This window comes from Variovorax sp. 20P10.2.4, from assembly GCF_058244205.1.
Genome location: NZ_JBZAYE010000182.1, coordinates 1 through 12,183, shown reverse-complemented (window position 1 = coordinate 12,183; position 12,183 = coordinate 1). Strand labels below are relative to the sequence as shown.

Below are 12,183 nucleotides of genomic sequence, written 5' to 3'. Positions count from 1 at the left end.
GGCCTGCGCGGCGCTGCAGGCGCGCCATCCCGAGTTCGACATCGTCGTGAACAACCTCGGCGTCTTCGGGCCGCAGGACTTCTTCGACACGCCCGATGCGGAATGGGAGCGCTTCTTCCAGACCAACGTGATGTCGGGCGTGCGCTGCGCGCGCGCCTATGCGCCGGGCATGGTCGCGCGCGGCTGGGGCCGCATCGTGTTCGTGTCCTCGGAGTCGGCGCTCAACATCCCGGCCGACATGGTCCATTACGGCTTCTCGAAGACCGCGCAGCTGGCCGTCTCGCGCGGCCTCGCGAAGCGGCTGGCCGGCACCGGCGTGACGGTCAACGCCGTGCTGCCCGGGCCCACGCTGTCCGAAGGCGTGGCCGACATGCTGCAGGCCGAGGTGGAAGCCTCGGGCCGCGACCTGGAGGCGGTCGCGGCGGACTTCGTCACCACGCACCGCGGCTCGTCGATCATCCGCCGCGCCGCGCGCGTGGAAGAGGTCGCGAACATGATCCTCTACGCCAGCTCCGAGCAGGCCTCGGCCACCACCGGCGCCGCGCTGCGCGTCGATGGCGGCGTGGTCGACAGCATCGTCTAGCGCCGCCTCCTTTCCCGATTCCCTTCGTCCCGTTCCAGTCGCCCGTGCCGCCGCGCGCGGGCGGAGGACGGGGCTCGTCCGCAAGCTTCCTCCAAGGAGATTCCCATGTCCTATCCGTACCCGATCCTCCAGGCCATCGAAGAGCGCCGCACCACCAACCTGTTCGATCCCGCGCGCGGCATCGACGACGAGCGCATCGAGGAACTGGTGCGCCTGGCCACGACCGCGCCGACCTCGTTCAACCTGCAGAACTGGCGCTTCGTCGCCGTGCGCACGCCCGAACAGAAGGCGCGGCTGCGCGCGCTGGCCTGGGACCAGGCCAAGGTCAGCGAAGCCGCCGTGACCTTCATCGTCTGCGGCCAGCTCGCCGACCATCGCACGCTGCCCGATCGCCTCGCGGGCGCCGTCGAGGCCGGCTTCATGCCGGCGGAGATGGTCCCGGGCTGGGAAGGCGCGGCCAAGAGCCTCTACTTCGAGCAGCCGCAGCGCCAGCGCGACGAGGCGGTGCGCAGCGCGACCTTCGGCGCCGGCGCGCTCATCTACGCGGCGCAGGCGATGGGGCTGGGCTCCGCGCCGATGATCGGCTTCGATGCGCCCGCGGTCGCCGAGGCCTTCGCGCTGGCGGCCGACGAGATCCCGGTGCTGCTGCTGGCCATCGGCTACGCCACGCCCCAGAACTGGCCGCGCAAGCCGCGCCGGCCGCTGGCGCAGGTGCTGCAGCTGGTCTGAGCCGCCCCTGTCGGCGCAGGCCGACGCCTCGAAGGGCAAAAGGACGAAGGGCGGCGCGCGGCTTCCGGTGCGCAATGGGTTGAGGGGGTGAGGACTCCCGCCACCAGTTGCCCACCATGGTCGATCTCCCATCAGGTCACGACCCCTCGAGCGGCCCGTCTTCCGACGAACTCTCGCGGCGGGTGAGGAGCGATCAGCTGCTGTCGGTGCAGCGCAGCGTGCGTGCCGTCGTGCCCTCGGGCATGGCCGTGGGTTGCGTGACCGCCGGCGTCGCGCTCTATGCCTCGGTGCACTGGGCCGGGCCGGCCGCCTGGCTGCTGCTGGTCGTTCTGTCCAATGCCTACCGGGCCCGTGTCTGCCGGTCGCTGCGCGCGGTCGAGCAGGCCGTGGCCGGCATGGACGAGCGCGAACTCGCGAGGCGCTTTCGTCGCATCACCTTGTCGTCCCTGCTGTCGGGCTGCGTGTGGGCGCTGCTGCCGCTGTTCTGCGACAGCGAGAACCCGTCGGAAACGCTGTTCTTCCTGACCATCGTCTGCGGCGTCTGCGCCGGCTCCGTGATCTTCAGCGCGGCCTATGCGCCGGTGCCGATCGTCTTCGTGACGCCCGCGCTGGCCGCCGTCACCGCGTGGCTGCTCCATGCCGGCGGCTTTCATCACAACGCGCTGGCGGCGATGGTCTTCGTCTACCTGTGCACGCTGGTTTACGCCTCGCGGCGCGGCGAGCGCGCGTTCCGCGCCAGCAGCCGGCTCAAGAACGAGGCGCTGTTCATGGCGGCCGAGTTGCAGCGCACCCATGCCGAGTCCACGCGCGCGACGCGCGAGCTGGACTTTCGTGCCAACCACGATTCGCTGACCGGCCTGCTCAACCGCGAGGGCTTCGCGAAGGCGGCCGCGCGCTTCGAGGCCGCGCAGGCGGACGTGGCGCCACATGCGGCGCTGATGCTGGACCTCGACGGCTTCAAGGCCATCAACGATGCCTTCGGCCACAAGACCGGCGACCGCGTGCTGCAGGACGTCGGCCGGTGGCTGCAGCAACGACTGGCGCAGCATGACGCGGTGGTCGGCCGCTGGGGCGGCGACGAGTTCGCGGTCTTCTATCGCCCGCAAGGCGCGGCCGATGCGCCCGAGCACGTGGCGCAGGGGCTCATCGACTCGATCGGCCATGCCACCTCGCACTACGGCGGGCAGCTCGGCGTGAGCGTGGGCATCTGCACCAGCCTCGACCGCTCGGCCGAGGAGATGCTGAGCTTCTCCGACGAAGCGCTCTACGAAGCCAAGCGGCGCGGGCGCAACCGCTGCCACCGCTTCGACGAGGTGCTGCACGGCCGCCTGCTGCGCCGGCGCGACATCGAGCGCGACATGGTCGAGGCCATGGCGACGCGCGCCATCTGCGCCTGGTACCAGCCGATCCTCGCCGACCGCGGGCGGCGCCTGCACAGCCTCGAGGCCGTGCTGCGCTGGCGGCATCCAAAGCACGGCTGGGTCGCGCCCGGCGAAGTGATCTTCGCGGCCGCGAGCACCGGGCTGGCCGAGCGCCTGCTGCGCCACATCCTCGAGGAGGTCTGCCACGGCCTGGTGCAACTCGGTGGCATCGGCGGCGCCTTCGCCGAACTGCCGGTGGCGATGAACGTGTCGCCGCGCGAGATGTCGCAACTGCCGGTCGATGTCATCACCGCGCAGGTCCTCGCGGCGCACGGCCTGCCGCCGCGCCGCCTGCAGATCGAGATCACCGAGGAGGTCGCGCTCGACACCTCGAGCGCGCGCGCCCGGCTGCGCGCGCTGGCCGAGTCCGGCGTCGCGGTCGCGATCGACGATTTCGGCGTCGGCTACTCCTCGCTGGCATCGCTGCGCGGCGAGCACGTGCACCAGGTGAAGATCGACCGCAGCTTCGTGTTCGGCCTCGATTCTTCGCCCGCCAGTTGCCTGATGGTGGAGGCGGTGGTGCGGCTGGGACGCTCGATGGACATCGAGGTGGTGGCCGAGGGCGTCGAGAGCCAGGAGGAGTTCGAGACGCTCACGCGGCTTGGGTGTCCGCTGCTGCAGGGGTTCTATTTCATGCGGCCGGCGCCGTTGGGGCAGGTGGTGGCGTGGGCGGAGCGGCGCCGGGACTCCCTTCCCGTCACGATGGCGTCGAGGTCCTGAGCGATGGATGCGGGCAGCTTGCGCGGAAGCCGTCGATCGACCCCTGCGTCGCCACCAGCTCCTGCGCCAGCCAAACCCTGAACGCGCGCAGCGGCGGATAGTCCTTCTTCTCGCCGGGATAGACCAGGTAATAGGCCAGGTCCTCGCTGGCCAAGTGGCGATAGGGCACGGCCAGCCGACCTTGCTCGATGTCGTCGGCCACGAGGAAGTAGGGCGCGAGCCCGATGCCGAGGCTGGCGGTGACCACCTGCACGATCATCAGGTAGTGCTCGAACACCGGTCCCGGCGGCGTGTGTCCCATCTCCACGCCCAGGCTGCCGAGCCAGAAATTCCACGAGTCCATGCGCGAGGCCAGGTGCACGAGCGTGTAGTCCAGCAGTCGGCGCGGCTCATCGAACGGGCCGTAGCGGCGCAGGAAATCCGGGCTGCAGATCGGCACCACCGCGTCTTGCAGCAGGAACTCCATCTCGGCGCCGCTCCATGAGGACTTGGCGCCGAAATGAATGGCCGCATCGATGTCCTCGATGTGGAAGTTGAACGGCGACAGGTGGGTGGTGAGGTTCAGGATGACGTCGGGATGGCGCGCCGAGAAATCGGAATAGCGCGGCATCAGCCACCGGGCCGCGATGCTGGGCAGCACCGCGAGGTTGAAACGGCCGCTGCTGCGGCCACCGGCCTTGAGCTCGACCGAAGCGGCCTCGAGCTTGTGCAGCAGCGGCTGGATGCGCCGCAGGTACGCATCGGCCGCCGGCGTGAGCGTCAATCGCTTGCCTTCACGCACGAACAGCAGCGTGCCGAGTTCGTCCTCCAGGGCCTTGATGAGCTTGCTGATCGCGCCCTGCGTCACGCACAACTCGTCGGCCGCGCGGGTGAAGCTGTGGTGCCGGGCACTGGCCTCGAACGCCAGCAGGCACGAAAGGGAGGGCGTGTGGGTTCGCATTCAATGCATGAGCGTTGGTCATCCACCAAGGAGGAAAAATCGCTTTCGGCCGTGCAACGCAATTTTCATAATCGTCGCGGACACGCCGCATTCTAGGGAGAACAGGCGTAATTCCCATCGTTTTCAGGCACGCCATCTTTCTCCGGATCCATGAGCAATGGAATTGGTGGCGATGCTGAATCGGCCGCCTTGGCATGGACCGCACAGGAGAAGAAATTGCCTCACGAGACATCGTTGCCCCGGGTCGTTCGCGCCGCCCGCGGGACCGAACTTCGAACCCGCAGCTGGCGCACGGAGGGGCCGTTGCGCATGCTGATGAACAACCTCGATCCGGACGTTGCGGAGAATCCCGCGCAACTGATCGTCTATGGCGGCGTGGGGCGCGCGGCGCGCAATTGGGACGCCTTCGATCGCATCGTCGAAACGCTCGAGCGGCTGGACGACGACCACACCCTGCTGGTGCAATCCGGCAAACCCGTGGGCGTGTTCCGTACCCATGCGATGGCGCCGCGCGTACTGATCGCCAATTCCAACCTCGTGCCCAAATGGGCCACGCAGGACCACTTCAACGAGCTCGAGCGCAAGGGCCTGATGATGTTCGGCCAGATGACGGCTGGCTCCTGGTTCTACATCGGCAGCCAGGGCACGGTGCAGGGCACCTACGAGACCTATTCGGAGGTCGGGCGCCGGCATTTCGGCGGCTCGATGGAGGGCCGATGGATGCTCACCGCGGGGCTCGGCGGTATGGGCGGCTCGCAACCCCTGGCCGGGCGGATGACGGGCGCCGCGATCCTCGTGGTGGAGTGCCAGCAGAGCCGCATCGACATGCGCCTGCGCACCGGCTACCTCGACGTGCAGGCGCGCGATCTCGCGCATGCGCTCGAACTCGTCGACGAGGCGCGTGCGCAGCGCCGCGGCTTGTCGATCGCGCTGTGCGGCAATGCCGCCGAGGTCCTGCCCGAGATCGTTCGCCGCGGCCTGTGTCCCGACGTGGTGACCGACCAGACCGCCGCGCACGACCTGCTGCACGGCTACCTGCCCGCCGGCTGGAACGTGGCGCGCTGGGAGGCGGCGCGCGCGAGCGACCCCCGCGCGGTCGAGCAGGCGGCGCGCGCATCGATCGCGCTGCATGTGCGCGCGATGCTGGACTTCAAGGCGCGCGGCGCCGTGGTGTTCGACTACGGCAACAACATCCGCCAGGTCGCGCTCGATGAAGGCGTGGCGCAGGCCTTCGACTTTCCGTCGTTCGTGGTGGCCTATGTGCGGCCGCTGTTCTGCGAGGGCAAGGGGCCTTTCCGCTGGGTCGCGCTGTCGGGCGATCCGCAGGACATCTACAAGACGGACGAGCGCCTGCGTGCCTTGTTCCCGCGGGACCAGGCGCTGGGCCGCTGGCTCACGATGGCGCGCGAGTGCGTCAGGTTCCAGGGCCTGCCCGCGCGCATCTGCTGGCTCGGCCTGGGCGAGCGGCATCTCGCCGGGCTCGCGATCAACGAGATGGTGCGCAACGGCGAGCTCAGCGGGCCGATCGCCATCAGCCGCGATCACATGGACTCGGGCTCGGTGGCCAGCCCGAACCGCGAGACCGAAGGCATGCTCGACGGTTCCGACGCCGTGGCCGACTGGCCGCTCCTGAATGCGCTGCTCAACACGGCCTGCGGGGCCGACTGGGTCAGCATCCATCACGGCGGCGGCGTGGGCATGGGCTATTCGATCCACGCGGGCATGGCGCTGGTGGCCGATGGCACGCAAGGCACCGACGAGCGCATCGCGCGGCTGCTCTGGAACGATCCCGCCACCGGCGTGATGCGCCACGCCGACGCGGGCTACGAGATCGCCGCGCGCACCGCGCGCGAGCGCCAACTGGACCTGCCTTCGCTGGCAGCCTGACTCTGAAGGAGCACGTCATGAAATGGACAAGGTACTTCCTGGCCCTCGGGCTCGTCGTCGGCGCGTCGATGGCCTCGGCGCAGACCAGGCACGTGGCGATCGCGAACATGGTCGACATTCCCCAGCTGATCCAGGTCAAGACCGGGCTCGTGGACGCACTGCGCGGCGCGGGCTACGTCGAAGGCCAGAACCTCAGGCTCGACTACCTGTCGGCCCAGGGCAACGCGGGCATCGCCACGCAGATCCTGCGCAAGTTCGTCGGCGATGCGCCCGACGTGATCGTCACCATCACCACGCCGATGGCGCAGGCCGCCTTGTCGGCCACGAGGACGGTGCCCGTGGTCTTCACCGTGGTGACCGATCCGCTCGGCGCCAAGGTGGTCCCGTCGCTGAAGCGTCCGGGCGGCAATGCCACCGGCATCTCCGACCTCGCGCCGATCGAGCGGCAGCTGCGCCTGATCAAGGCCTTCATGCCGCAGGCCAGGCGCCTGGGGGTGATCTACAACACCGGGCTCGATGGCTCGCGCTACCAGATCGAGGTGCTCAAGCCGCTGCTCAAGGCCCATGGCATGACGCTGGTCGAGGCGAATGCGCCCACCTCCAACGAGGTCGGTTCGGCCATGCGTTCGCTCGTGGGCAAGACGGACGTGGTCTGGATTCCCAACGATCCGACCGTGTACGCGGCGCTCGAATCGGCGGTGCGCATCGGCCAGGAGCAGAAGATTCCCGTGTTCACGGCCGAGACCCGCACCGTGGAGCGCGGCGCGGTGGCCTCGATCGGCTTCGACTACAACGCCGTCGGCGAAGAGGCGGCCCGCCAGGTCGTCAAGATCCTCAAGGGCGCGAAGCCCGGCGATATCGACGTGGAAACGCCGCAGGTGTTTCGCACGGTCGTGAACCAGCGCGCCGCGCAGGCCGCGGGCCTGAGCATCCCGGACGACGTGGCCCGCCAGGCCAACATCGTCAATCGCTGAGGAGGGCGGGATGAATTTCTACGCCTTGCTGGGCGCGCTCGAGACGGGGCTGATCTTCGGCTTCGTCGCGCTTGGAACCTACATCACCTTTCGCCTGCTGAAGTTCCCCGACATCACGGTGGAGGGCAGCTTCCCGCTCGGCGGTGCCGTGGCCGCCGCATCGATCGTCGCGGGCGCCAACCCCTACCTGGCCACCTTGCTGGCCTTCGTCGCCGGCATGCTCGCGGGTTCGCTCACGGCCTTCCTCAACGTCCGGCTGCGCATCCTGCACATCCTCAGCGGCATCCTGGCCTCGGTCGCGATGTATTCGGTGAACATGCGCATCATGGGGCGGCCCAACACGCCCTTGCTGGGCACGGACACGGTGTTCACGGGGCTGGGCGCGCACTTCGTCGGCAGTGCCTATGCGGTACCGCTCGTGCTCGTCCTGCTGTGCACGGCGATCGTTCTTCTGCTCAACCGCTTCCTCGCCTCCGAAACCGGCCTGGCCCTGCGGGCGACCGGCGCCAATCCGCGGATGGCGGCCGCCTACGGCATCCACACCGGCCGCATGACCTGGCTGGGGCTCGCCATGGCGAACGGGCTGTCCGCCCTCGGCGGTGCGCTTTTCGCGCAGACGCAGGGCTCGGCCGACGTCAACATGGGCGGCGGCGTGGTGGTCGTCGGTTTCGCCGCCGTGATCGGCGGCGGGGTGCTGATCAGGAACACGACCATCGTGCGCGCGACCTTGTCCGCGCTGGTGGGCGCCGTGCTCTATCGCATCGCGGTGGCACTGGCCCTGGACGTCGACAGCATCGGGCTCACGCCCTCCGACTTGAACATGGTGACCGCGGCGCTCGTGGCACTGGCACTGGTTGCGCCCGGCGTGGGCCTGGCCGGTGCGCTGCGCGGGAGAAAAGCATGATCAGGGTCGAGAAGCTCGATGTGGTCTTCAATCCCGGCTCCGCGCTCGAGAACCACGTGCTGCGCGGCCTGTCGCTGGACATCCCCCAGCAGCAGTTCATCACGGTGATCGGTTCCAACGGCGCCGGCAAGTCCACCTTGCTCAATGTGCTCGCGGGAGAGACGGCCCCCACCGGCGGGGCCGTCACGATCGACGGCGAAGCCATCGCCGGCTGGCCGGTCGCGCGCCGCGCCGGGGCCATCGCCCGTGTCTTCCAGGACCCGCTGGCGGGCACCTGCGAGGAACTGACGATCGAGGAGAACATGGCCATCGCCCTGGCGCGCGGCCATGCGCGCGGGCTGGGTCACGCGGTGACGGCGCCTCGGCGCGAGCGCATCCGCGCCGCGCTGGCCCGGCTCGGCCTCGGGCTGGAGAACCGGCTGCACGACCGCATGGGCCTGCTCTCGGGCGGGCAGCGCCAGGCGATCAGCCTGCTGATGGCATCGCTCAACGCGTCGAGCCTGCTGCTGCTCGACGAACACACGGCCGCGCTCGATCCGCGCACCTCGGAGTTCGTGATGAAGCTGACGGATGACCTCGTGCGCGAGCTCAAGCTCACGGTGCTGATGGTCACGCACAGCATGCGCCAGGCGCTCGATCACGGCGACCGGACCATCATGCTGCACCAGGGGCGCATCGTCTTCGACATCGCCGGCAGCGAACGCGAGCGGCTCGATGTTCCCGACCTGCTGGCGCTGTTCTCCCAGCGCAGCGGCAAGGAACTCAGCGACGACAGCCTTCTTCTGGGATGACCTTCTCATGACCCAACAACAACTTCTGAACGGCCTGCGCATCGTCGACCTGTCGCGCGTGATGTCGGGGCCTTATTGCACCGCACTGCTGGCCGACGTGGGGGCCGAGGTGATCAAGATCGAGACGCCCGTGACCGGCGACGATTCGCGCCACTTCGGCCCCTTCGTCGACGGCCGCAGCGTCTACTTCTCCTTGCTGAACCGCAACAAGAAGAGCGTCACGCTCAATCTCAAGGACGAGCGCGCGCGCGAGATGCTGTATGCGCTGATCGATACCGCCGATGCGGTGGTCGAGAACTTCCGCCCCGGCGTCGCGCAGCGGCTGGGGGTGGACTACGAGACGCTGAAGGCGCGCAATCCCTCGCTGGTGTACCTGAGCATCTCGGGCTTCGGGCAGCAGGGCGAATTCAAGGGGCGGCCGGCCTATGACCTGATCATCCAGGCCATGTCCGGGCTCATGAGCACCACGGGCCGTCCCGGGCAGGAGCCCACCTGCGTGGGCGACTCGGTGGCGGACCTCGTGACGGGCCTGTTCGGTGCCTGGTCGCTGATGACGGCGCTGTTCGCCCGCGAGCGGGATGGCCAGGGGCGCCAGATCGACCTGTCGATGTTCGATGCGATGCTGGCCCTGCAGCTCACCAGCGCGAGCCGCCTGTTCGCCAGCGGCACGGCGCCGCAGCGCGTGGGCAATCGCCATCCCGTGACGTCGCCGGTGGACTGCTTCGAGGCCCGCGACGGCTGGGTGGTGATCGTGGTCAGCAACGACGGATTCTTTCGCCGCTTCGCGCCGTTGATCGGCAAGCCCGAGTGGGTCGAGGATCCGCGCTTCGTCGACAACCTGCAGCGCGCGCGCAACGAGCCGGCGCTGAAGGCGGCGATCACGGCATGGTCGCGCGAGCGGACCGTGGACGAGGTGGTCCAGGCCTGCCTGGAGGCCGACGTTCCGGCGGGCCCGGTCTGGGATCTGCAGCAGGCCCATGCGCAGTCCGCGCGGCAGGATCGAGGGCGGGTCGCCCAGGCGCAGGATGCCGAGCGCCCCTGGCCGTTCGTGCTGCAGCCGGCCGTGTTCTCTTCGGGGGATCCGGCGAAGGTCCAGGCCGATCCTTTGTTGGGTGCGCACACCGACGAGGTGTTGCAGGGCATCGGCATCGCGCCGGCGGATCTTGCGCAACTGCGCGCGCGGGGGGCCGTATGAAGTCGTGGATCGTCAGGGACGTCACGCAACCGCCGGAGCTCATGGAGATGCCGCTGCCGCATCCCAAGCCGGGCCAGGTGCTGGTGCGGGTGGCCGCTGCCGGGCTCAATTTCTCGGACGTGCTGATGACGCGCGGCGCCTACCAGATCCGGCCGCCGCTGCCCTTCACCCCGGGCCAGGAGATCAGCGGCATCGTCGAGAGCGTTTCGGGCGGTGGCGCCTTCAGCCCCGGCGACCGGGTCGCCACCAAGGTCATGTGGGGCGGCTTCGCGCAGTTCGCCGTGGCCGAGGCCTCGTGGCTGGTGCGCGTGCCCGAGGAAGTCCCGCTGGCCGAGGCCGCCGTGCTGCCGGTGGTCTGGCCGACCGCGTGGATCGCCATGTTCGCGCGGGCCCGGTTGCAAGCGGGCGAGACGGTGCTGGTGCACGCGGCCGCCGGCGGGGTCGGGCTGGCGGCCACCCAGCTCGCGGTTCGGGCCGGTGCGCGCGTCATCGCCACCGCGGGCGGCCAGGACAAGCTCGCGCGCTGCAAGGAGCGCGGGGCTTCGGTCTGCATCGACTACCGCGAGGACGACTGGGTTGAGCAGGTGATGCAGGCCACCGGCGGCAAGGGCGTGGATGTGGTCATCGATCCCGTGGGGGGCGATATCACGGACCGCAGCGTCAAGTGTCTGGCCCATGGCGCGCGCCTGTGCCTCGTGGGTTTCTCGAGCGGACGCATTCCCGAGATCCGCGCCAACCGTCTCCTGCTCAAGAGCGCTTCGGCGCTGGGCATCTACTGGAGCCACGAGCGCGACCTGCCGTTGATCGGGCAGGCGCTGGACGACGTGCTGGCGGGTTTCAGGCACCAGCAACTGCACGCCGACGTGGGCGGCCGCTACGCTTTCAGCGAGTTGCCTCGCGCGTTGGCCGATCTGCAGGAGCGGCGCACCTTCGGCAAGCTGGTGCTGCTGCCCGACGGCAACCCCTGACCCGGCGTTCGGCGGCCTGGGCAAGCCCAGGTGCCCGCGCGCATCCTCCGACGCCTCGACCCGGCGCGAGCGCCGGCCGTCGCCTCGCTCGTATACATTCGCCACGAAAGCGGAACACGAGGGGCGAGGATGACGGTCGGCAAGGAACGGGGCATCGCCAGCAGCCGGATGGCGGCATGCCAGGCGCGGGGATCCGGGGACGCGGTGCGCCCGTGTTCCCTTGATGGGCATGCCCGGCCATGAACGCGCAGGTGCTCGCGGCCCTGCAGTCGCTCGGCCTTTCGGAAGACACGGACGGCAAGGCGGTACGCCGCGCCTATGCCGCGCAGCTCAAGCAGATCGACGTCGCCGCGGAGCCCGCGCGGTTCCAGGCGCTGCGCGAGCGCTATGAGCTCGTGCTGGCCTGGCTCGCGCACCGCGATGCCGCAGCGCGCGATGCGCCGGACCAGACACCCGCTTCGCCGGAGGAGGCTGCGCCAACCCCGGCGGCACCTGCGAGCGGCCCCGTCGACGACGCCGCTGCGCCGTCCCGGATGCAGCGGTCCGACGACTACGCCCGCGCCGTGTTCGATGCCCTCATGGCCCGCCTCGCCGCGGCCGGCACACCGGATCGGCACGAAGCACGGGCGGCGCTGGATGCCGCGCTCGAGGACCCGCGGCTGCTGGATGTGGATGCACGGTTCCTGTTCGAGCTGGGCGTGGCCTCGTGGCTGGCCAACGGCTGGCGCCCCGGGCACGAGAAGGTGTTCGCCCCGGCCGTCGGTGCCTTCCGCTGGCGCGAGGAAGCGGCGTCGCTCTCGAGGCTGGGCCGTTCCGGCGTCATCATCGACCACGCGATCCAGGAGCTGGATGCGTACGACCGCCTGCCCGAGGTCACGCGCGAGCGCCTGCGCGAACCGATCCGGCAGCTGCGCTCGCCGGACAAGCCGGGCGTGCGCCGGCTCGCGAAGTCGCTGCCGCTGGCCGAGCAGGCGGTGCGCAACTTCCCCCACTGGCTGCACATCGTCACCAACCCCTCGAACATCGAGCGCTGGCGCGCATGGGAAGCGGCCATTCCGGGGTGGCGGCGCT

10 protein-coding genes and 1 pseudogene are annotated in these 12,183 nt (G+C 69.6%); 10 read left to right on the top strand and 1 reads right to left on the bottom strand.

The genetic code is table 11. The features are described from left to right. The 3 genes from AC27VN_RS18330 to AC27VN_RS18320 form a co-directional block, all read left to right on the top strand. A partial coding sequence (locus AC27VN_RS18330) for an SDR family NAD(P)-dependent oxidoreductase (RefSeq protein WP_490877445.1) occupies positions 1-583 on the top strand: 583 nt, incomplete at its 5' end. A 105-nt stretch (positions 584-688) separates the two neighbouring features. Continuing rightward, a complete protein-coding gene (locus AC27VN_RS18325) occupies positions 689-1,312 on the top strand; it encodes a nitroreductase family protein (RefSeq protein WP_490877444.1) in 624 nt (207 codons plus the stop codon). Between the two features lie 116 nt (positions 1,313-1,428). After that, positions 1,429-3,453: a putative bifunctional diguanylate cyclase/phosphodiesterase gene (locus AC27VN_RS18320; RefSeq protein WP_490877443.1), complete on the top strand. Its 2,025-nt coding sequence runs from the start codon at positions 1,429-1,431 to the stop codon at positions 3,451-3,453. Here AC27VN_RS18320 and AC27VN_RS18315 read toward each other — a convergent pair. Next, positions 3,431-4,393, bottom strand: coding sequence for a LysR substrate-binding domain-containing protein (locus AC27VN_RS18315; RefSeq protein WP_490877442.1), 963 nt, complete (start codon positions 4,391-4,393; stop codon positions 3,431-3,433). The genes AC27VN_RS18320 and AC27VN_RS18315 overlap by 23 nt on opposite strands. 150 nt (positions 4,394-4,543) lie before the next feature. Here AC27VN_RS18315 and hutU point away from each other — a divergent pair, with 150 nt between their 5' ends. From hutU to AC27VN_RS18280, 7 genes and pseudogenes are all read left to right on the top strand, one after another. After that, positions 4,544-6,280 (top strand): urocanate hydratase, encoded by a 1,737-nt coding sequence (hutU, locus tag AC27VN_RS18310; RefSeq protein WP_490877441.1) that lies wholly within the window; start codon positions 4,544-4,546, stop codon positions 6,278-6,280. A gap of 17 nt (positions 6,281-6,297) precedes the next feature. After that, positions 6,298-7,254: an ABC transporter substrate-binding protein gene (locus AC27VN_RS18305; protein WP_093352266.1), complete on the top strand. Its 957-nt coding sequence runs from the start codon at positions 6,298-6,300 to the stop codon at positions 7,252-7,254. A gap of 10 nt (positions 7,255-7,264) precedes the next feature. After that, the gene (locus tag AC27VN_RS18300; RefSeq protein WP_490877440.1) at positions 7,265-8,158 is read left to right on the top strand and encodes an ABC transporter permease; all 894 of its coding nucleotides are present in this window, start codon (positions 7,265-7,267) and stop codon (positions 8,156-8,158) included. Further along, a complete protein-coding gene (locus AC27VN_RS18295) occupies positions 8,155-8,949 on the top strand; it encodes an ABC transporter ATP-binding protein (RefSeq protein ID WP_490877439.1) in 795 nt (264 codons plus the stop codon). Before AC27VN_RS18300 ends, AC27VN_RS18295 begins: the two co-directional genes overlap by 4 nt. Before the next feature lie 7 nt (positions 8,950-8,956). Then, positions 8,957-10,144 (top strand): CaiB/BaiF CoA transferase family protein, encoded by a 1,188-nt coding sequence (locus AC27VN_RS18290; RefSeq protein WP_398492827.1) that lies wholly within the window; start codon positions 8,957-8,959, stop codon positions 10,142-10,144. 47 nt (positions 10,145-10,191) lie between these two features. After that, positions 10,192-11,112, top strand: a complete 921-nt coding sequence (locus tag AC27VN_RS18285; protein WP_490877438.1) for an NADPH:quinone oxidoreductase family protein — start codon at positions 10,192-10,194, stop codon at positions 11,110-11,112. 239 nt (positions 11,113-11,351) lie between these two features. Continuing rightward, positions 11,352-12,183: pseudogene (locus AC27VN_RS18280) on the top strand (TonB family protein); the annotation flags it as partial.

Bases quoted from the DNA above. Each gene is read 5' to 3' on its own strand.
- AC27VN_RS18325 (WP_490877444.1), top strand. From the start codon at position 689: ATGTCCTATCCGTACCCGATCCTCCAGGCCATCGAAGAGCGCCGCACC.
- AC27VN_RS18320 (WP_490877443.1), top strand. From the start codon at position 1,429: ATGGTCGATCTCCCATCAGGTCACGACCCCTCGAGCGGCCCGTCTTCC.
- AC27VN_RS18315 (WP_490877442.1), bottom strand. From the start codon at position 4,393: ATGCGAACCCACACGCCCTCCCTTTCGTGCCTGCTGGCGTTCGAGGCC.
- hutU (WP_490877441.1), top strand. From the start codon at position 4,544: ATGAGCAATGGAATTGGTGGCGATGCTGAATCGGCCGCCTTGGCATGG.
- AC27VN_RS18305 (WP_093352266.1), top strand. From the start codon at position 6,298: ATGAAATGGACAAGGTACTTCCTGGCCCTCGGGCTCGTCGTCGGCGCG.
- AC27VN_RS18300 (WP_490877440.1), top strand. From the start codon at position 7,265: ATGAATTTCTACGCCTTGCTGGGCGCGCTCGAGACGGGGCTGATCTTC.
- AC27VN_RS18295 (WP_490877439.1), top strand. From the start codon at position 8,155: ATGATCAGGGTCGAGAAGCTCGATGTGGTCTTCAATCCCGGCTCCGCG.
- AC27VN_RS18290 (WP_398492827.1), top strand. From the start codon at position 8,957: ATGACCCAACAACAACTTCTGAACGGCCTGCGCATCGTCGACCTGTCG.
- AC27VN_RS18285 (WP_490877438.1), top strand. From the start codon at position 10,192: ATGCCGCTGCCGCATCCCAAGCCGGGCCAGGTGCTGGTGCGGGTGGCC.